Origin of the sequence: Lolliginicoccus suaedae (assembly GCF_008312885.1) — a bacterium.
GTDB classification, from domain to species: domain Bacteria; phylum Actinomycetota; class Actinomycetes; order Mycobacteriales; family Mycobacteriaceae; genus Lolliginicoccus; species Lolliginicoccus suaedae.
In genome coordinates this window covers 575156-592075 of record NZ_VSSO01000002.1, presented here as the reverse complement: position 1 = coordinate 592075, position 16920 = coordinate 575156, and the positions used below count along the sequence as shown (strand labels likewise).

Annotated in this window: 17 protein-coding genes; 2 read left to right on the top strand and 15 right to left on the bottom strand. The window is 69.1% G+C overall.

Translation table 11 applies throughout. The features are described from left to right. Nucleotides 1–130 precede the first annotated feature (130 nt). The 3 genes from FXO18_RS08345 to FXO18_RS08335 all read right to left on the bottom strand — a co-directional run bounded on the left by FXO18_RS08345 (nucleotide 131) and on the right by FXO18_RS08335 (nucleotide 2940). Complete coding sequence (locus tag FXO18_RS08345) at nucleotides 131–1390, bottom strand: anti-sigma-D factor RsdA (protein WP_149360602.1); 1260 nt, start codon at nucleotides 1388–1390, stop codon at nucleotides 131–133. Further along, a complete protein-coding gene (locus FXO18_RS08340) occupies nucleotides 1383–1961 on the bottom strand; it encodes a sigma-70 family RNA polymerase sigma factor (RefSeq protein WP_149360809.1) in 579 nt (192 codons plus the stop codon). The genes FXO18_RS08345 and FXO18_RS08340 overlap by 8 nt, the downstream gene beginning before the upstream one ends. A gap of 202 nt (nucleotides 1962–2163) precedes the next feature. After that, the gene (locus FXO18_RS08335; protein ID WP_149360601.1) at nucleotides 2164–2940 is read right to left on the bottom strand and encodes a hypothetical protein; all 777 of its coding nucleotides are present in this window, start codon (nucleotides 2938–2940) and stop codon (nucleotides 2164–2166) included. Between the two features lie 448 nt (nucleotides 2941–3388). On the opposite strand from FXO18_RS08335, the gene FXO18_RS08330 reads away from it, so the two are divergent. Further along, entirely contained in the window at nucleotides 3389–3682 is a 294-nt protein-coding gene (locus FXO18_RS08330) for a WhiB family transcriptional regulator (RefSeq protein WP_149360600.1), read from the top strand. A gap of 113 nt (nucleotides 3683–3795) precedes the next feature. On the opposite strand, the gene groL is transcribed toward FXO18_RS08330, so the two are convergent. The 10 genes from groL to glmS form a co-directional block, all read right to left on the bottom strand. After that, a complete protein-coding gene (gene groL / locus FXO18_RS08325) occupies nucleotides 3796–5406 on the bottom strand; it encodes a chaperonin GroEL (RefSeq protein WP_149360599.1) in 1611 nt (536 codons plus the stop codon). Nucleotides 5407–5559: 153 nt separating this feature from the next. Beyond that, nucleotides 5560–5862 (bottom strand): co-chaperone GroES, encoded by a 303-nt coding sequence (groES, locus tag FXO18_RS08320; RefSeq protein ID WP_149360598.1) that lies wholly within the window; start codon nucleotides 5860–5862, stop codon nucleotides 5560–5562. A gap of 212 nt (nucleotides 5863–6074) precedes the next feature. Beyond that, a complete protein-coding gene (tsaD, locus tag FXO18_RS08315) occupies nucleotides 6075–7151 on the bottom strand; it encodes a tRNA (adenosine(37)-N6)-threonylcarbamoyltransferase complex transferase subunit TsaD (protein ID WP_149360808.1) in 1077 nt (358 codons plus the stop codon). 19 nt (nucleotides 7152–7170) lie between these two features. After that, nucleotides 7171–7659, bottom strand: coding sequence for a ribosomal protein S18-alanine N-acetyltransferase (rimI, locus tag FXO18_RS08310; RefSeq protein WP_149360597.1), 489 nt, complete (start codon nucleotides 7657–7659; stop codon nucleotides 7171–7173). After that, entirely contained in the window at nucleotides 7649–8353 is a 705-nt protein-coding gene (tsaB, locus tag FXO18_RS08305; RefSeq protein ID WP_149360596.1) for a tRNA (adenosine(37)-N6)-threonylcarbamoyltransferase complex dimerization subunit type 1 TsaB, read from the bottom strand. Before tsaB ends, rimI begins: the two co-directional genes overlap by 11 nt. 67 nt (nucleotides 8354–8420) lie before the next feature. Further along, complete coding sequence (tsaE, locus tag FXO18_RS08300; RefSeq protein ID WP_149360595.1) at nucleotides 8421–8933, bottom strand: tRNA (adenosine(37)-N6)-threonylcarbamoyltransferase complex ATPase subunit type 1 TsaE; 513 nt, start codon at nucleotides 8931–8933, stop codon at nucleotides 8421–8423. Continuing rightward, nucleotides 8827–10011 (bottom strand): alpha/beta fold hydrolase, encoded by a 1185-nt coding sequence (locus FXO18_RS08295; protein ID WP_235900535.1) that lies wholly within the window; start codon nucleotides 10009–10011, stop codon nucleotides 8827–8829. The genes tsaE and FXO18_RS08295 overlap by 107 nt, the downstream gene beginning before the upstream one ends. Beyond that, nucleotides 9998–11188 (bottom strand): alanine racemase, encoded by a 1191-nt coding sequence (alr, locus tag FXO18_RS08290; protein WP_149360594.1) that lies wholly within the window; start codon nucleotides 11186–11188, stop codon nucleotides 9998–10000. Before alr ends, FXO18_RS08295 begins: the two co-directional genes overlap by 14 nt. A gap of 50 nt (nucleotides 11189–11238) precedes the next feature. Further along, nucleotides 11239–12684 carry an NAD(P)H-hydrate dehydratase gene (locus tag FXO18_RS08285; RefSeq protein ID WP_235900533.1) on the bottom strand — a complete coding sequence of 482 codons (1446 nt, stop codon included), beginning with the start codon at nucleotides 12682–12684 and terminating at the stop codon, nucleotides 11239–11241. 6 nt (nucleotides 12685–12690) lie between these two features. Then, a complete protein-coding gene (glmS, locus tag FXO18_RS08280; RefSeq protein ID WP_149360593.1) occupies nucleotides 12691–14553 on the bottom strand; it encodes a glutamine--fructose-6-phosphate transaminase (isomerizing) in 1863 nt (620 codons plus the stop codon). A 162-nt stretch (nucleotides 14554–14715) separates the two neighbouring features. On the opposite strand from glmS, the gene FXO18_RS08275 reads away from it, so the two are divergent. Then, nucleotides 14716–15642 (top strand): dienelactone hydrolase family protein, encoded by a 927-nt coding sequence (locus tag FXO18_RS08275; protein WP_149360592.1) that lies wholly within the window; start codon nucleotides 14716–14718, stop codon nucleotides 15640–15642. Here the strand turns inward: FXO18_RS08275 and FXO18_RS08270 are convergent. Together FXO18_RS08270 and FXO18_RS08265 are read right to left on the bottom strand one after the other, a co-directional pair. Then, nucleotides 15568–16548 carry a hypothetical protein gene (locus FXO18_RS08270; protein ID WP_149360591.1) on the bottom strand — a complete coding sequence of 327 codons (981 nt, stop codon included), beginning with the start codon at nucleotides 16546–16548 and terminating at the stop codon, nucleotides 15568–15570. The two genes, FXO18_RS08275 and FXO18_RS08270, sit on opposite strands and share 75 nt — an antisense overlap. Next, nucleotides 16545–16877 carry a hypothetical protein gene (locus FXO18_RS08265; protein WP_149360590.1) on the bottom strand — a complete coding sequence of 111 codons (333 nt, stop codon included), beginning with the start codon at nucleotides 16875–16877 and terminating at the stop codon, nucleotides 16545–16547. Before FXO18_RS08265 ends, FXO18_RS08270 begins: the two co-directional genes overlap by 4 nt. Between the last annotated feature and the right edge of the window lie 43 nt (nucleotides 16878–16920).

Sequence of the window (16920 nt, the reverse complement as noted above, 5' to 3'; positions counted from 1 at the left end):
CTGGTTGCTGCCGCGGGCGGTACTGCATGACCCGCTCGTGCGATGCCTAGCTTTCTCCCTGCAGCATGCGAATGCGGCCCCTACCCAGGATCGATCCGGGCAGGGGCCGCATTCTTGTCCATCCGAGCCGCTACGAGTCGGAGGGGCCGGAAGCATCCGAGGAGCCGGATGTGGTGGCTTGGTCCTCGGATCCCTCGATGCCAGCATTGCTGGTCGAGGTGGTCACATCGTCGAGCTTTTCCTGGGTCTCCTCGGGGACCGGTGCCGCGGCGGTGGTGGCAGAGGCACGGGGCGACGTGGGGCGAGCACTGGTGGTAGTGCTCGGCGCCGAACTGGCTCCCGTTGTCGTTGAGGTCCCCCCGGTCGTGGTGGAAGAGGATCCCGTTGTCGTCGGCGCAGTGCTCGTTCCGCCCTGCCCGGTCGTCGTGGTAGCCGGCGGCTGGCTCGCACCCTCCGTCGCCGAGGCATCCGCGCCCGGATACCAGGGGAAGTTCGAGAGGATCTCCGGGTCAACGGTAAAATCCGGCAGCGGCACCCCAGTAGGCACCCCAGTAGGCAACTCCGTCGGGAAGCCAGCGGGCAGATCGGTTGGCAGGCCCGGGATCACGGCTTCGGTTGGCAACTGCCCCAGTGGCGGCTCGCTGGTCTCCTCGTCCGAGGTCGCTCCAGGAACAGCGGGACGCGGCATGTCGAGCACTTGGTCGAGATTGCCCGGGTTCTGCTGGAGGTCCTCGCTGAGCTGCTGGAACTTGCTGCTCAGAGTGTCCTGGTCCGATCCTTGGAGCTGGCCTATCCGTGGTGCTACCTCGCTCAGGATGCGTTGCACCTGTGCCACGTCTCCGGATTCGAGCGCGCGCTCGGCCTGCTGGAGCTCGTCCCACAGGCCCGCGACCATCACCGTGGTCTCGCTCGAGCCATGGATCTGCTGCCGGAAGCCCCAGAGCGGATCCCCGGGCTGCGCGTTCTGCGACACCACGGCAAGGCCTCCGAGGACCACTGCCGCGGCTGCGGCGACGCCCGCGACCGAAGTGAGCCACCGGTTGCGCCGATTGCCTCCGCCCTGGCCGGGCCGGATCGAGGCCACTGTCGCCGGGGCCGCTGCTCGTTGCATCGCGGCCTCGACCTCGTCGAGCGACGGGGCAGGCGGAAGTGGTGCCGACATGATGTCGTTCCGCCAGTCCCCGAGAAGGCCCGCGAGCGCAGCGGTTTCCTCTGAATCAGCGTCCTGCTCGATGCCACGCGCTAGCGCATCGAGGAACGCGTCGTCAGCGAGCAGCTCGCCGATATCAGGCATCGATGCTTCCCCGCCCTCGCCAGCCCCCTGCGACAGGTCCTCTGGATCGCGGCCGACGCGGTCGCCGGTCTCGCCGTCGTCATTGCGCCTAGCCATCGATGTCACCTACTCTCCCCATTGATTTCTTCAGCTTTGCCAGAGCACGGTGCTGTGCCACGCGCACGGCGCCCGCAGTGCTTCCTACGATCTCCGCGGCCTCGGCGGCAGAAACGCCCTCGATGACGCGGAGGATGAGGATTTCCCGCTGCTCCGGAGAGAGGGAGCCCAGCAGCTCCTGAACCCGTCGGGAGGATTCACCGAGCAACGCGTGGTCCTCGGGGCCCTGCGCGGACGAGGCGAAATCCGGCATATCGGCTGTCGGGTCCTGCCGGTTCCGCGCTGTTCCGCGATGCGCATCCGCGACCTTGTGGGCGGCGATGCCATAGACGAACGACATGAATGGTCGCCCCTGGTCCCGATACCGGGGAAGGGCTGTCATGACGGCCATGCACACCTCCTGAGCCACATCGTCGGCGGATACGTTTCCGCGCTCTCCCAATCCGATCCGGGCCCGGCAATAACGGAACACCGGGGGGCGGATCGTTTCCAGAACAGTCGAGAGAGCCTTCCTGTCGCCCTGGCTGGCTGCAGCGACGGCAAGCGTGAGCTCCTCATCTGTCAGTTTCATCGCATGATGAGGAGCAGGTGTTACACGCGAGTCCCCCGAATCGCGCGCACCCTCTCCAGGTCTGTCCCCGCTGGGGACCAGCTTGTGTGCTTCAGTCATACGTCGAGGTCGCACCCTTGGGTTGCCAGCATGTTATTGGTATCCATACGACAATACCGGCAGCCGCCGACAACGAGCTCCCGGTAGCTCAACTGCAGTCCGTTCATGCGAACCACCCGCCTCTCAGCTCTATCGTCCGCTTCCACTCCGCGGCACGCCCCTGCCACCATCGTGACCGCTCAGGGGACGGATCGCTCGTCAGCAGCATCGCGGAGGCCCAGGCAAGCGGCAGCAGCCCAGCGGCCGAGGCATCCCGATGGCATCGTGCAGCGAGCTCGAGCGACTCCCCCGCCTGCCCGTCCGCGCCGAGCGCCGCGGCCAGGATGAGCTCGGACTTGATGCGATGCCGCTCCGATCCGGCCTCCACCGAGCCCCGGGCCGCATCGCGCGCGACGTTGACCACGGATGCCCCGGCTCCGGAGAACAGCGCCCGCTCGGCCTGGACCCAGGAGAGCCGCACGCGCTGCCGCCAGAGCGCCCCGGCCGGGGCTCCGTCCAGTCGCTGCCGCACGCGACCGAGCAAGGCGTCCACGGTGCTCATCCGGAAGGATCCGAGCATGTCCGCCGCGAGCCCGGTCATCGCGTCGCACCAGGCCTCGCCAGCGAGATCAGCACCGGCCACCAGGCGTGCATCGCGCTGCGCGGTCATCGCGATCCGCGCCGCGGCCCCGTCCCGGATCGCCGCGCGCCGGTAGTGGCCGAGCTGGCGATCGAGCGATGCGGCCGTGCTCAGGGCGAGCGAGCGCGCCGCTAGCCCCTCGGGCAGGGCTGGGGACGGTGTGGTCGCGCGCTCGATGTCCTCGAGCAGCCCCCGGGCCGCGGCGTAGTGCCCACTGGCCCCGAGCTCGACGGCCCGCGCCCATGCGTCGAGCAGCTCCATGCATCGCTCCTTACCGGGCATTCGGATGCTCCGACAAGTCGCATCCCGCGTCACCCGTTCACACTATGGTCAACAAATTTTAAACTAGATGAAACTATTGCAATGGTTGAATCATCCAAGCGGCATGTGATTTTGGTCAAACGTTTTTCGCCCCCTCCGGCGCCCCGCCCACGCCTTCACCCGAAACCGGTGCGGTGCCAGTCACATATTACACGTTTGAACTGGGGATACATGCTAGAGTCCGGCCACGCGCGGCAAGGGACGATGCGCGATCCATGACCGCCCCAGCGAGGCGCGCCAGCATTGATCACGCAAGCCGATCCGGAGGGTTGACGGTTTTTCTTTGCAACGCATAAGGTGTTGCCTGGTTGACCCCAAAATATTCTTGCCCGCTAGCCGGGGAATTCTTTCCGATCGTAATTCGGACATGCAGGACAAAGGAGAAGAGATGCCGCAGCCCCACCAGCTCCCCGGGCCGATCGTCGATCATTGGGATTGGCAGCGGCACGGCCTCTGCCGCGGGGTGGACTCGTCGGTCTTCTTCCACCCCGATGGGGAGCGCGGGCGCGCGCGGCACGAGCGCGAGCTCCGTGCCAAGGCGCTGTGCTACCGGTGCCCCGTGCTCGCGCAATGCCGGGAGCACGCGCTGTCCGTCGGGGAGCCCTATGGGATCTGGGGCGGCATGTCCGAGTCGGAGCGGCTGCATCACCTGAGGATGAAGCAGTCCCGCAACATCGCGTAGCACCGGCCCTACCCAGCAACAAGGGTGCCAGCACCTCGTACGGTGCTGGCACCCTGTGCTCTATTCCGAGCCATGCTGCCCCAGGGATCAGTGCCGGGGATCAGTGCCCGGGATCAGTGGGAGTGGCCGTGGCCGTGCTCGTCCTCTGACTCCTCGGGCTTGTCCACCACAGCGCTCTCCGTGGTGAGGACCATCCGCGAGACCGACGCCGCATTGATGACAGCGTTGCGCGTGACCTTGACCGGGTCGATGACGCCCTGCTCGACGAGGTTGCCGTAGGTCAGGGTGGCGGCGTTGAAGCCCTCACCGACACCGAGCTCCTCGACCTTCGCGCTGACGACAGCACCATCGAGGCCAGCGTTGCGCGCGATCCAGTACAGCGGGGCACTGAGCGCCTCGCGGACGACCCGCACACCCGTTGCCTCGTCGCCCACGAGCCCGAGATCATTGGCGAGCGCCACGCGCGCCTGGACGAGGGCACTGCCGCCACCAGGCACGATGCCTTCCTCGACGGCTGCCTTCGCTGCGTGCACAGCATCATCGACGCGATGCTTGCGCTCGCGCAGCTCGGTCTCGGTCGCTGCGCCCACGCGGATGACAGCAATGCCTCCGGCGAGCTTGGCGAGCCGCTCCTCGAGCTTCTCCCGGTCCCAGTCGGAGTCGGCCTGATCGATCTCCCGGCGCAGCTGCACCGCGCGATCAGCGATGGCCTCATCGGAGCCGGAGCCGTCAACGATGGTGGTGTTGTCCTTGGTGACCACGACGCGGCGGGCATGCCCGAGCACATCGAGACTGGCGTCCTTGAGGGTGAGGCCCACCTCGGGGTTGATGACCTGCGCCCCGGTGACGATCGCGAGATCGTCGAGGAATGCCTTGCGGCGGTCGCCGAAGAACGGCGCCTTGACCGCCACGGCCTTGAGCGTCTTGCGCACCGAGTTGACCACGAGGGTCGACAGCGGCTCGCCATCGACGTCCTCGGCGATGATCAGGACGGGCTTGCCCGATTCCGCGATCTTCTCGAGCAGCGGAAGGAAGTCGGGCAGCGAGCTGATCTTCTCGCGGCTGAGCAGGATCTGCACATCCTCGAGGACAGCTTCCTGGGCCTCGACATCGGTGAGGAAGTAGGGCGACAGGTAGCCCTTGTCGAACTGCACGCCCTCGGTGACGTGGAGATCGGTGAGCAGGGAGGAGGACTCCTCGACGGTGACGACGCCATCGACACCGACGCGGGTCATCGCGCGGGCCACGAGATCGCCGATCTCCTCGTCGCGGGACGAGACGGTAGCGACCTGCGCGATCGCGGACTCGCCCTCGACCGGGGTCGCGACCTTCACGAGGTGCTCGGCGACGGCCTCCGCAGCCTTGGCGATGCCCTTGCCGAGCGCCATCGGGCCCGCGCCGGCAGCGACGTTGCGGATGCCGGCGCTGATGATGGCCTGCGCGAGGACGGTCGCGGTGGTGGTGCCGTCGCCGGCGACATCGTTGGTCTTGATGGCGACAGCCTTGACGAGCTGGGCGCCGAGGTTCTCGAAGGGATCCTCGAGGTCGATCTCCTTGGCGATGGTCACACCGTCATTGGTGACCACCGGGCCACCGAAGGCCTTGGCGAGAACGACGTTGCGGCCGCGCGGCCCGAGGGTGACCTTGACGGCGTCAGCGAGCGCATCGACGCCACGCTCGAGCGCGCGACGAGCGTCATCATTGAACTTGATCTGCTTGGACATAGTTGGTCTCAATGCTCCTCAACTGGCCAGCTGCGCGTCGGCACGGTGCCCGCGCCCGCCAGCACTCGGGAAAATGCGAAGCCCCGGTGGCCAGGGCCTGACTGGCCTCGCCTCCGGGGCTCGCACAAGGGGGTCACATCTACAGTGAACGCGTCACTTGGAGACGACAGCGAGGATGTCGCGGGCCGAGAGGATGAGGTACTCCTCGCCGGCGTACTTGATCTCGGTGCCACCGTACTTGCTGTAGATGACGACATCGCCTTCCTGCACATCCAGCGGGATGCGCTTGGCGCCCGCATCGTCCCAGCGGCCGGGGCCGACTGCGATGACGGTGCCTTCCTGAGGCTTCTCCTTGGCGGTGTCTGGGATGACCAGACCAGAAGCAGTAGTGGTCTCCGCCTCGTTCGTCTGGACGAGGATCTTGTCCTCGAGCGGCTTGATGTTCACGCTCGCCACGTTGAACCCTCCACGTTATTGGGTGTGATGCCCGCCCGTTGCGGGCAGCTTGGTTCGATCTACGATTCGCGACACGTCTTCGAGCCCCGTCGTCGCGGGTGCCGGGACCAATTCTGCGTCACCTAGCACTCTATACACGAGAGTGCTAGCACTCAAGGCAGGCGTGGCTGAATGTCGTTAGCTTGCAGCGAACGGCACCTCAGGACCAGCCCCTACCCCGCTGCCGCAGCCCCTGCACCCACCCCAGCTACCTGGCTCACCTGCACCGACAGTGCGGGATCGGTCGCCACCAGCAAGCTCGACGGCCGCGCCCCCGCCGCGATCAGGTGCGCGCCCAGCGACGCGATCATCGCCCCGTTGTCCGTGCACAGCCGCGGCCGCGGAATACGCAGCTCCAGCCCAGCGGCCGCGCACCGCTCCTCCGCGAGCGCGCGCAACCGCGAGTTCGCCGCCACTCCCCCGCTGATGACCACCGTGCCCACGCCGGTATCGCGCGCAGCACGCACCAGCTTCATAGACAGCACGTCCGCCACTGCCTCCTGGAAGGACGCCGCCACATCCGCCCGATCGATCGGCTCGCCCCGCCGGTGCGCCGACTCAAGATGCCGGGCCACCGCCGTCTTCAGGCCCGAGAACGAGAACCCATGCCGCGCATCCCGCGGCCCCGTCATCCCCCGGGGGAAGATGATCGCCCGCGGATCGCCGCCGCGCGCGAGCTCATCGACCACCGGCCCGCCCGGATATCCCAGCCCGAGCAGGCGCGCGACCTTGTCGTACGCCTCGCCCGCCGCATCATCGACCGTCGAGCCCAGCTCGACCATCGGCTCCGCGAGCGAGCGCACATGCAGCAGGCTCGTATGCCCGCCCGAGACCAGCAGCGCCACGCACGGCGGCAGCGGGCCATGCTCCAGCGCATCCACCGCGACGTGCCCGCCCAGGTGATTGATGGCATAGAAGGGCACGCCCCAGGCCGCGGCGTACGCCTTCGCCGCGGCTGCCCCCACGAGCAGCGCGCCAGCGAGCCCTGGCCCGATCGTCACGGCCACCGCATCGGGGCGCTCGATGCCCGCGGCCGCCAGCGCCCGCCGCATCGTCGGCACCACGGCCTCGAGGTGCGCGCGCGAGGCGATCTCCGGCACCACGCCGCCAAACCGCGCATGCTCGTCCACGCTCGATGCCACCTCATCGGCCAGCAACGCCACCGTGCCCGCGTTCTCGCCGCGCAGCGCCACCGACGCGATGCCCACCCCTGTCTCGTCGCAGGAGCTCTCGAGCCCCAGCACGGTGATCGTTTCCCGGCCATCCCACTCAGGCATGATCGCCACCTTCCCGCTTCATCACGAAAGCATCGGCACCACTCGGCTGGTAGTAGCGCTTACGCAGGCCGATCACCTCGAACCCCACGCTGCGGTACAGGCCCTGCGCCGCGGCATTGTCGGTGCGAACATCCAGGAACACCGGGCCGCCATGCACGTCCGCCACAGCGAGGAGGTCCGCGAGCAGCAACCGACCGATGCCCTTGCCCTGGTGCTCCGGAGCCACCCCGATCGTATGGACCTCGTTCTCCGGGTCCCGGCTCGCGCCGAGCAGCGCGATCCCCGCGTATCCCACGAGCTCGCCGCCGAGATCGGCCGCGACGTAGTGATTGCTGCGGTCCCGCAGCTCCTGCGCGAACGCCCAGGCTGGCCACGGATTGTCGTAGGCGAACAGCAGCTTCTCCAGCCGCGCGCACGCCGGTGCGTCAGCAGCAGCGAGCGGCCGGAGCGCGACGGCGCCGGACGCGGGCTCAGGCACCATAGCGCCACGTCCCCGGCGGGTTCTTCATCGCGCTCGGCTCGGTGGCGTCCGGCCGGCGCAGGTACAGCGGCACGAGGGGGCCTGGTGCCGTCCCCTCCCGCAACGAGGCCGAGGCAGCGACCAGCCCGATCGGCGTGGGGCTCGCGACCCCGAGATCAGGAGCCTCGAACAATGCCGTGTGCGACGCTGAGCCAGCGACGCCGGTAGCGCCGTCGAGCAGCACGTCCGCAGGCTTGCTCACGGCCGGGCCAGCGATGCGCTCGCTCGCGCGGTAGCGGGCCCAATAGATCTCGCGGCGGCGCGCATCGGTGACCACCAGCAGCTCCTGCGCCCCTGGCTGGATCCGCGCAGCAATGGCGTCCATCTGGCACTGCTCCGCGATCGCATCGAGGCTGCACACGCCATGCGCGGGAATGCCGAGAGCATCGGCCAGCGAGGCCCCGGTGACCATGCCGACCCGAAGTCCTGTGAAGGGACCGGGACCGGTCCCCACCACCACGGCGTCGAGGTCGGCGAAGCCGAGGCCCGCTGATTCCAGGCATTCCACGATGCTCGGGGTCAGCACCTCGGCGTGCGCCCGCGCATTGACCGTCACGCGGCGCGCGAGCTCGACCGGCCCCGATCGCTGCGGGTCGAGCTGCACGACTCCCGCGGTGACAGCGGGCGTGGAGGTATCAACGGCGAGAACAAGCACGATTATTGAGGATACCGACACAGCCGGGCATTGCCGACCCGCCGATCCTCCAACGAGCACCCAGCGGTCAGGCGGCGTCCACCCATTCCCAGCGGGCCACCCGTGCCTCGTCCTCCCTGTCGCGGTCGAGCTGCACCCACAGGTAGCGGTCAACGAGCCGCTCGACGAGCCCTTCGCCCCACTCGACCACGAGCACCGCGTCCTCGAGCTCGGTATCGAGATCCAGCGCATCGAGCTCATCGAGCGCGAGGTGCGCGTCGTGGGCACGCTCGGCATCGCCCAGCAGCCGGTACAGGTCGGCATGCACCATCGCTACCGGCGGCAGGCCACCAGGCCGGCTCGCGCCCGCCCGGTGCTCGCGGGCGATGATGAACGTCGGCGAGCTCACCCTGCCCTGAACGCCCAGCCCCGCGGCGATCCCCCGGGCCAGCGCGGTCTTGCCAGCTCCGAGGGGGCCCCCGAGGAGCACCACGTCACCGGCGGCGAGCCCAGCCGCCAACCGCTGACCAAACGCCTCGGTGTCCTGAACGGTCGGCAACTGCTCTGAATACACCGGCAAGGGACCTTTCGGATCGGGCATGCTCGAGGGACCGGTGGATCAGGCGCTCCAGGGCCTCGCTGACCACCTGGGGCCGCTCCATCTCCACCATGTGGCCTGCCTTCGGCACGCGGAGCAGCTCGGCATGCGGCAATGCCTCCGCGATCGCCACCGAGTTGCGGAACGGCGTCACCATATCGCCATCGCCACACACCACCGCGGCCGGGACGGGCTTGAGGATCGGCAGCGCGAGCGACTCGTCATGCTTCTCCAGCGCCACGAGGAAATTCACCATCGTGAGCAGGTTCGTCTCATTGGTCATCTGCTCGGAGAACCGCGCCACCTCGGGGGGAACCCGCCGATCGCCGTACGAAGTCACCTTCAGGATCGGTGACAGCAACGGACGGATGGCATCGCGGCTCTGCTGGATCATCGCTGGCGCTGCCTTGACCGCGAGCTGGGCAGCCTTGACCGCGGGAGTGTCGAGCATCCGCGCGACACCGGCCTCCGAGAGCCCGCTCGCCGCTGTCGCCACGAGCCCCACCCCGACGACACGCTCGCGGACGATCTCGGGGAACTGCCGCGCGAACGCAAGCACCGTCATGCCGCCCATCGAATGGCCCACGAGCACCACCGGACCCTCGGGAGCCTTGGCGCGCAGCACCGCCGCGAGGTCGCGCCCGAGCTGCGGGATGGTCGACGACTCCGAGGACGGCATGCCGGACTGGCCGTGGCCACGCTGATCGTAGAAGACCATGCGCACCCTCGGCCCGAACATCCGCTCGAGATCCACCCGCTGGAAGTGCCAGGCACCCATGTGCAGGCAGAACCCATGAGCGAACACCACCGTCAACGGGGCATCGGCCGGGCCGACCTCGCGCACGTTGAGCAGCAACTGATCGTCGGTGACGACGAAGCTCGCCCGGTCGGTCTGCATCAGCCGGAAATCATGCTCGAACGAGCGCCGCGCCGCGCTCGCCGGCGCGCTCGTCGCCGCCACTGGATCCTCCACGCCACGCACGGGACGAGAGGACACCGCCGCGCGCCGCCGCGATCCGTTGGGCAGCCGCCGGCGTGCCCGCCCCTCCGCTGGAGTCTCTTGCCGCTCAGTCGCTGCCATGGGTGCCCACGCCTTCCGGGTCGCGATACGTGCGCGCCACCCGCCCCTTGATTCCCGTCACCACTTCATAATGAATCGTTCCGAGCGCATCGGCCCAGTCCTGCGCGATCGGCGCGCCGTCCTCGCCCGTGCCGAACAGCACGACCTCGTCCCCCTCCGCCACCGAGGTCTCCCCGTTCCCGAGATCGACCACGAACTGATCCATGCAGACCCGCCCCACCGCCGGACGGCGCCGCCCGCCCACGAGCACCTCGAAGCGACCCGTCAGGTTGCGGGGAATGCCATCGGCATAGCCGGCCGGGATCAGCGCCACGGTCGTATCGCCCGGCGCCGTCCACACATGGCCGTAGGACACCCCCTCGCCCGCCGCGACGTCCTTGACCAGCGCGATCCGCGCCGTGACAGTCATCGCGGGCCGCAGCCCCATCTGGCCACGCCCGGGCACCGGGGACAATCCATACAGGGCGATCCCCGGGCGCACCATGTCGAATCGCAGATCGGGACGGGTCAACGTGGCGGCAGAGTTCGCGACATGCAGGCGTCCCGGATCGATGCCGCTCGCCCGGGCATCGGCCACCATCGTTCGGAAGCGGGCGACCTGCATGTCGATCACGGGGTGATCAAGCTCATCGGCGTGGGCGAGATGCGTGAAGAACGATTGCACCGCCACGCTCTCGTCCACGACGGCCTTGGCCAGCAAGTCGCGCAGCGCCGGCCACTCGCCGGGCGACACGCCATTGCGGTTGAGGCCCGAGTCGACCTTCACCGCCACCCTGGCCTGCGTGCCCGCGGCCTCCGCAGCGGCAAGGACTCCAGCAAGGTGCCGCGACGAGGAGACGCCAATCGTGATGCCGCGCGCCAGAGCAGGCGCGAAGTCCGCGTCCGGCGCGTGCAGCCAGCAGTGGATCGGCGCGCTGATCCCCGCCTCACGCAGCTCCACCGCCTCCCCGACCGTGGCCACGCCCAGCTCGGTGGCGCCCGCGGCGAGCGCGGCCCGCGCTACCGGTACCGCGCCGTGCCCATAGCCATCAGCCTTGACCACGACCATCACATCGGCCGGACCGGCACAGTCACGCAGGATCCGGGCATTGTGCGCGATCGCGCCGAGGTCGACCGCGGCTTCGAACTGTGGATTGCTCACGGCTATGATCCTGCCACTTCGCGCCGTGCTGGTCACCGCTCCCGCCTATCGTGCCGCTCACCAAGGCAGGACGGCTGCCGCTCGCGTCACTGGTCCGAGCGCAGGGCACGGATCGCGGCCGGCACCGCGGCGAGCAACTGGCTCGCCGAGATCGGACCGCCCTCCGCAGGCCCACCACCTGCCGCGATGCGCGCAGCACGGGCGTGAGCATGCGCAGCCATCGCCGCGGCCTCGTGCGGTGGCACGCGGGCCGAGAGCAGCGCGCCCACCATTCCGGCGAGGATGTCCCCCGTGCCGGGCGTGGCTGCCCAGGAGGAGCGCGCGCGCACCACCAGCGGCGCCGATCCTGGCGAGGCAATAATCGTGGCATGGCCCTTGAGCAGGACCGTGGCATCGTAGCGACGTGAGGCCTCGGTCGCCGCAGCGATGCGGTCATCGCCCACCGGCTCCCCGAGAAGCCGCGCGATCTCGCCATCATGGGGCGTCATCACGATGGGGGCCGAGCGGTCACGCAACTGGCTGGAATCCGCGGCGAGCAGCGTCAGGCCATCAGCATCGACGACGGTGGGCGCATCGCGTTGCAGCACGGCCACCAATGCGGCCCGGGCCTGCTCGCTAGTGCCCATCCCGGGGCCGATCACCCAGCCATCGATCCGCGGCAAGCTCCCCGCGGCCGGATCGGGCAGGTCATCGGCCACGATCGCTTCCGGGTAGCGCTCCACCACGGTCGCCGCGGCCCCGCCGAAGCAGCGGACCATGCCGGACTTGCTGCTGATCGCTCCACCCGCGGCGAGGACCGCAGCCCCCCGGTATCGGGCCGATCCGGCAACCACTCCGGTGACACCGAGGGTGTACTTGTGATCGCGCGGGCCCGGCACCGGCCAGCGGGCACCCACCTCGGTATCGGTGAGCTCGGCCAGCGACGGCGGGGGCAGCTCCAGCCCGATATCGACGACCTCGATGCCGCCGCACCACTCCCCCGCGAGGGCATGGCCCGGCTTGCGCGCGCCGAACGTCACTGTCAGCGCTGCCCGGACGGCAGGCCCCTGCACCGCACCGCTGTCGGCGTCCACGCCGCTGGGCAGGTCGACGGCAATGATCGGTGACCGGATGCCAGCCACATGCTCGGCCGCGGCCGGGCGCAGCGGTCCGCGCCCGCTGATGCCAACGATGCCGTCGAGGACGAGATCAGCCTGACCCAGCGCGGGCACTATCCGGCCGCCTGCCGCGCGCAGCGCTGCGAGGCCTGCCGGGTGCGCACGATCCGGCGAGAGCAGCACCGCATCCACGGCGACTCCGCGCCTGCGCAGGAAAGCCCCGGCCCACAAGGCATCCCCGCCATTGTCGCCACTGCCCACGAGCAGGCCAACCCGCCGACCGGCAACCGCACCAGTGCGTGCACGCAGCTCGCGCGCGACGATGGCGGCGAGCCCCCACGCGGCCCGGCGCATGGGGACACCGTCCGCGACGCGCGCGAACAACGCCGACTCCGCATCGCGGATCTCGGCGACCGTGAAGTAACCGAGCGGCACGAGTAGCTACTCCACCGTGACGGACTTGGCGAGGTTGCGGGGCTTGTCCACGTCGTAGCCACGGGTCTGCGCCACCTGGGCGGCGAAGATCTGCAGCGGCACCGTCGATAGCAGTGGCTGCAGCAGCGTCGGGGAGGCCGGGATCTCGATGAGGTGATCCGCGAACGGCTTGACCGTCTCGTCGCCCTCCTCCGCGATGACAATGGTCCGCGCGCCACGGGCCTGGATCTCCCGGATGTTCGACAGCATCTTCGAGTGCAGCACCGCGCGGCCCTTCGGCGAAGGCATCACCACGATCACGGGCAGCTCGTCCTCGATCAGCGCGATCGGGCCATGCTTGAGCTCGCCCGCCGCGAAGCCCTCGGCATGGATATACGCCAGCTCCTTGAGCTTCAGCGCGCCCTCGAGCGCCACCGGGTAGCCCACATGACGGCCCAGGAACAGGATCGTGGACTTGCTGGCCATGTCCCGGGCGAGCTCGCGCACCGACTCGGCGCGGCCGATCAGCTTCTCGATGAGCTCCGGCATCGCGGCGAGCTCGGCGAACTCGCGCGCCACCTCATCGGGATACTTGGTGCCGCGCGCCTGCGCCAGGGCGAGGCCAACGAGGTAGTTCGCCGCGACCTGCGCGAGGAACGCCTTCGTCGACGCGACACCGATCTCCGGTCCTGCCCGGGTGTAGAGGACCGCGTCGGATTCCCGCGGGATCTGCGAGCCATTGGTATTGCAGACAGCGAGGACGCGTGCCTTCTGCTCGCGCGCGTGGCGCACCGCTTCGAGCGTGTCCGCTGTCTCGCCGGACTGCGAGATCGCCACCACGAGCGTGGAGCGGTCAAGGACCGGATCGCGGTAGCGGAACTCGCTCGCGAGCTCCACCTCCACTGGCAGGCGCGCCCAATGCTCGATCGCATACTTGGCGACCAGGCCCGAATGGTAGGCGGAACCGCACGCCACCACGAAGACCTTGTCGATATCGCGGAGATCCTGATCGGTCAGGCGCTGCTCATCGAGCACGATCCGGCCGTTGGTGAAGTGGCCGCGCAGGGTGTCGGCGACCGCGAGCGGCTGCTCCTCGATCTCCTTGAGCATGAAGAAGTCATGCCCGCCCTTCTCGGCGGCCTCGAGGTCCCAGTCGATGTGGAACGGGCGTCCCTCCACGGGCTCGCCATCGAAGTCGAGGATGCGGTAGTCGTCCGCGGTGATGATGACGACGTTGTCCTGCCCGAGCTCGATCGCCTCGCGCGTGTGCTCGATGAAGGCTGCGACGTCCGAGCCGAGGAACATCTCGTCGGTGCCCACGCCCACCACGAGCGGCGTGGAGCGGCGGGCCGCGATGATCGTGCCGGGATGGTCCGCGTGGGTGAACAGCAGCGTGAAAGCGCCCTCGAGGCGGCGCAGCACCTTCAGCGCGCTCGCCTCGAAATCGCCAGCCGTGTCACCCTCCGCGTAGGCGCGGGCGACGAGATGCACCGTGACCTCGGTGTCGGTATCGCTGAGCAGGTCCACGCCAGCGTCCTCGAGCTCGGCGCGCAACGGCCCGAAGTTCTCGATGATGCCGTTGTGGACGACGGCGATGCGCTGCTCCACATCCCGATGCGGATGGGCATTGCGATCCGTGGGACGGCCGTGCGTCGCCCAACGGGTGTGCCCCATGCCTGCGGTGCCCTTGAAGGAATCGCGCCCATCCTCGTCGAGGGCCGCCTCGAGATTGGCGAGCCGACCCGCTCGCTTCTCGATCGCCAGCCCCCCGCTGCCATCCAGGACAGCGACGCCCGACGAATCATATCCGCGGTACTCCATTCGGCGAAGCGCCTCGACGACAACGTCCAGCGCCTGCCGGTGACCGACATACCCGACAATCCCACACATAGGTCCACAGCCTACTGATGAATCACCGCGACTTCCGCACCTCCGGCGTTTCCGCAGGAAAAAGCCTATGACCCGCACCACACGCGCACTGAGCGGGCACGCTCGGGCGGTTTGGCATCCGATTGCGCGACGACAGCGCGCCCATCCGCTAACGTCGTGGACGTGGCCACTAACCCGAAGAAGCTCGTAGCCCAGCTGTCGCGCCGCGGACCGCACCGCGTGCTGCGCGGCGATCTCGCCATCGCGGGCATGCCTGGCCTGGTGCTCGCCCCCGAGGAAGGATTCAACCTTCCCGCCGTGGCGTTCGGGCACCACTGGCTGACCAGCCCGGAGCGCTACCTCACAACGCTCAAGCACCTCGCCTCGTGGGGCTTCGTGGTGGTCGCGCCGTCCACGGAACGTGGCGTGGTGCCGTCCGCCCTGAACCTCGCTGCGGATCTCGATACCGCCCTCTCCATCGCTACCGACGTGCGCCTCGGGCCGGGCCAGATCAGCGTCAAGCCCAGCAAGCTCGGCTTCGTCGGCCATGGCTTCGGCGCGGGCGCCGCCGTGCTCGCCGCGCAACGCCGCAAGGACCACCCCGTGGCAGCGGTCGCGTCGCTCTTCCCCACCACCGTCAGCCCCTCCCCGGAAAAGGCAGCGCAGCAGCTCTCGATGCCTGCCCTCTTCCTCGCCGCCGAGCTGAAGTCCCTCACCAGCAATGCGCGCGCGCTCGCCGCGGACTGGCAGGGCGAGGGGATCCTCCGCACCATCGTCGGAGCATCCAGCGCTGGACTCATCGAGGGGCACCGCATCTCCAGCTGGTTCGGCCTCGGCAAGAGCGAGAAGAAGACCCAGGCAATCAGCCGGGCACTGCTCACCGGCTTCCTGCTGCACCAGGTGGAGGGCGACAAGAACTACGCGGCGTTCGCCGACCCCTCCACCGAGATCAAGGGAACGTTCGTCGTCGACCCGGCGCAGCGCACGCTGCCCGAAGACGAGTTCGACGACATCCTGTCGCTGCCGCCGGTCGAGCTACCGGGCGCGCCGTCGCGAACCGAACTCGCTGGCCCTGCTGAGCAGCCCAGCCGGGCCGGGATCCTCGGCTAGCTGCTCGTCCGCGGGCTCCGGAGTCGGCTCGGCCCCGGCGGGCACATCGATCTGGGGCGTCGACAGCTCTGCCGCAACAGGCTCGTGAACTGGGGCAGGCAGGTCTAGGACGCCGCCCCCCGCGTCGAGAGGTTCATGCCCGCCCGTCGTAGCAGCGCCCATTGCAGAGCGATCCGGCGGAGAGCCAGCAAGCGGAGAGCCACCGGGCACGCGGGCGTTCGCTAGCGGACCGGGCAGAGAGTCCGGCGACTCCAGCAGTGCCGTCCTGAGCGTGTTGGTGCTGTGCTCGCGGGCCTCCTGGAATCGCTGGCGCGCGACGCCCAGTCGCTCCACCATCCCTGCGCCCCGAAGCAGGACGTGCGTCCGCATCCAGTCCGCGGAGGTGGGGGGATCACCGTGCAGCAGCCGACCGATCACATCGGGGACGTCCTCGCCCATGATCTCGGCAGGCCACTCCTCAGCGATCCGGGAAACCGTGCTGAACAGCGCGACGAGGCCCTCGCTGACATGCTCCGTCGCCGTGGCGAACGCTTCGGCGACACTGCGCGCGTGATCAGCGATTGCCCCGGATTCCCGGTGCGACGCGGCGAGCCACTCCCATGCCTCGACCGTGGCGCCAGGCAGCCTGCTGGCCTCGTGCTCCTCTTCCGCGACGGCGGCACCGAGCCCGGCGATGCGCCCGGCGACGATAGCGCACGCCGCCCAGGCCGCCAGATCCAGATCGTCGGCATCATGGAGCAATCCTGGCCACACCTCGTCGATCGCGGCGAGCATCCCCGGTTCAGGGGCAGCCAGCGCCGCCTCGCGCAGCAGCCCGAGCAGAGCCCCGAGCACCGAGATCGGCACGTGGTGCGTTTCGCGGAGCCTGGCCGCGGAGACGGCGGCGCCCTCCGGCACCTCCATCACGATGCGTCCCAGTTGAGATGGCGACCGCACCGGTCGATGCCGCGCGCCCAGTCCGCATCAGCTTCCTCGATGCGCGACACGGCCGCGTCCACGCGCGCCACCGCCATCTCCCTCCGGCGCGCCCAGGCTGCGAGTGCTTCGGTCCAGGATTCCCATGCCTCGTCGAGCAGCACGGAACGCGGCTCGATGCCACGCGCCAGAGCGGCCGCGCCCGAGGCCAGCCTCGCCGTGCTAGCGATATGCCCGCGCAACGCGGCGTCGCTGCCCGGTCCGTCGATAATGCCTGGTTGCTGCATCTGCTGCTCCTCGCTCTTGGATACCGGAAGCACCGGCCCATTGAGTCAGACGCAGCGAATGCGCGCGAGGTTCCCG

Bases quoted from the DNA above. Each gene is read 5' to 3' on its own strand.
- FXO18_RS08345 (WP_149360602.1), bottom strand. From the start codon at position 1,390: ATGGCTAGGCGCAATGACGACGGCGAGACCGGCGACCGCGTCGGCCGC.
- FXO18_RS08340 (WP_149360809.1), bottom strand. From the start codon at position 1,961: ATGAAACTGACAGATGAGGAGCTCACGCTTGCCGTCGCTGCAGCCAGC.
- FXO18_RS08335 (WP_149360601.1), bottom strand. From the start codon at position 2,940: ATGGAGCTGCTCGACGCATGGGCGCGGGCCGTCGAGCTCGGGGCCAGT.
- FXO18_RS08330 (WP_149360600.1), top strand. From the start codon at position 3,389: ATGCCGCAGCCCCACCAGCTCCCCGGGCCGATCGTCGATCATTGGGAT.
- groL (WP_149360599.1), bottom strand. From the start codon at position 5,406: ATGTCCAAGCAGATCAAGTTCAATGATGACGCTCGTCGCGCGCTCGAG.
- rimI (WP_149360597.1), bottom strand. From the start codon at position 7,659: ATGGTGCCTGAGCCCGCGTCCGGCGCCGTCGCGCTCCGGCCGCTCGCT.
- tsaE (WP_149360595.1), bottom strand. From the start codon at position 8,933: ATGCCCGATCCGAAAGGTCCCTTGCCGGTGTATTCAGAGCAGTTGCCG.
- FXO18_RS08295 (WP_235900535.1), bottom strand. From the start codon at position 10,011: ATGGCAGCGACTGAGCGGCAAGAGACTCCAGCGGAGGGGCGGGCACGC.
- glmS (WP_149360593.1), bottom strand. From the start codon at position 14,553: ATGTGTGGGATTGTCGGGTATGTCGGTCACCGGCAGGCGCTGGACGTT.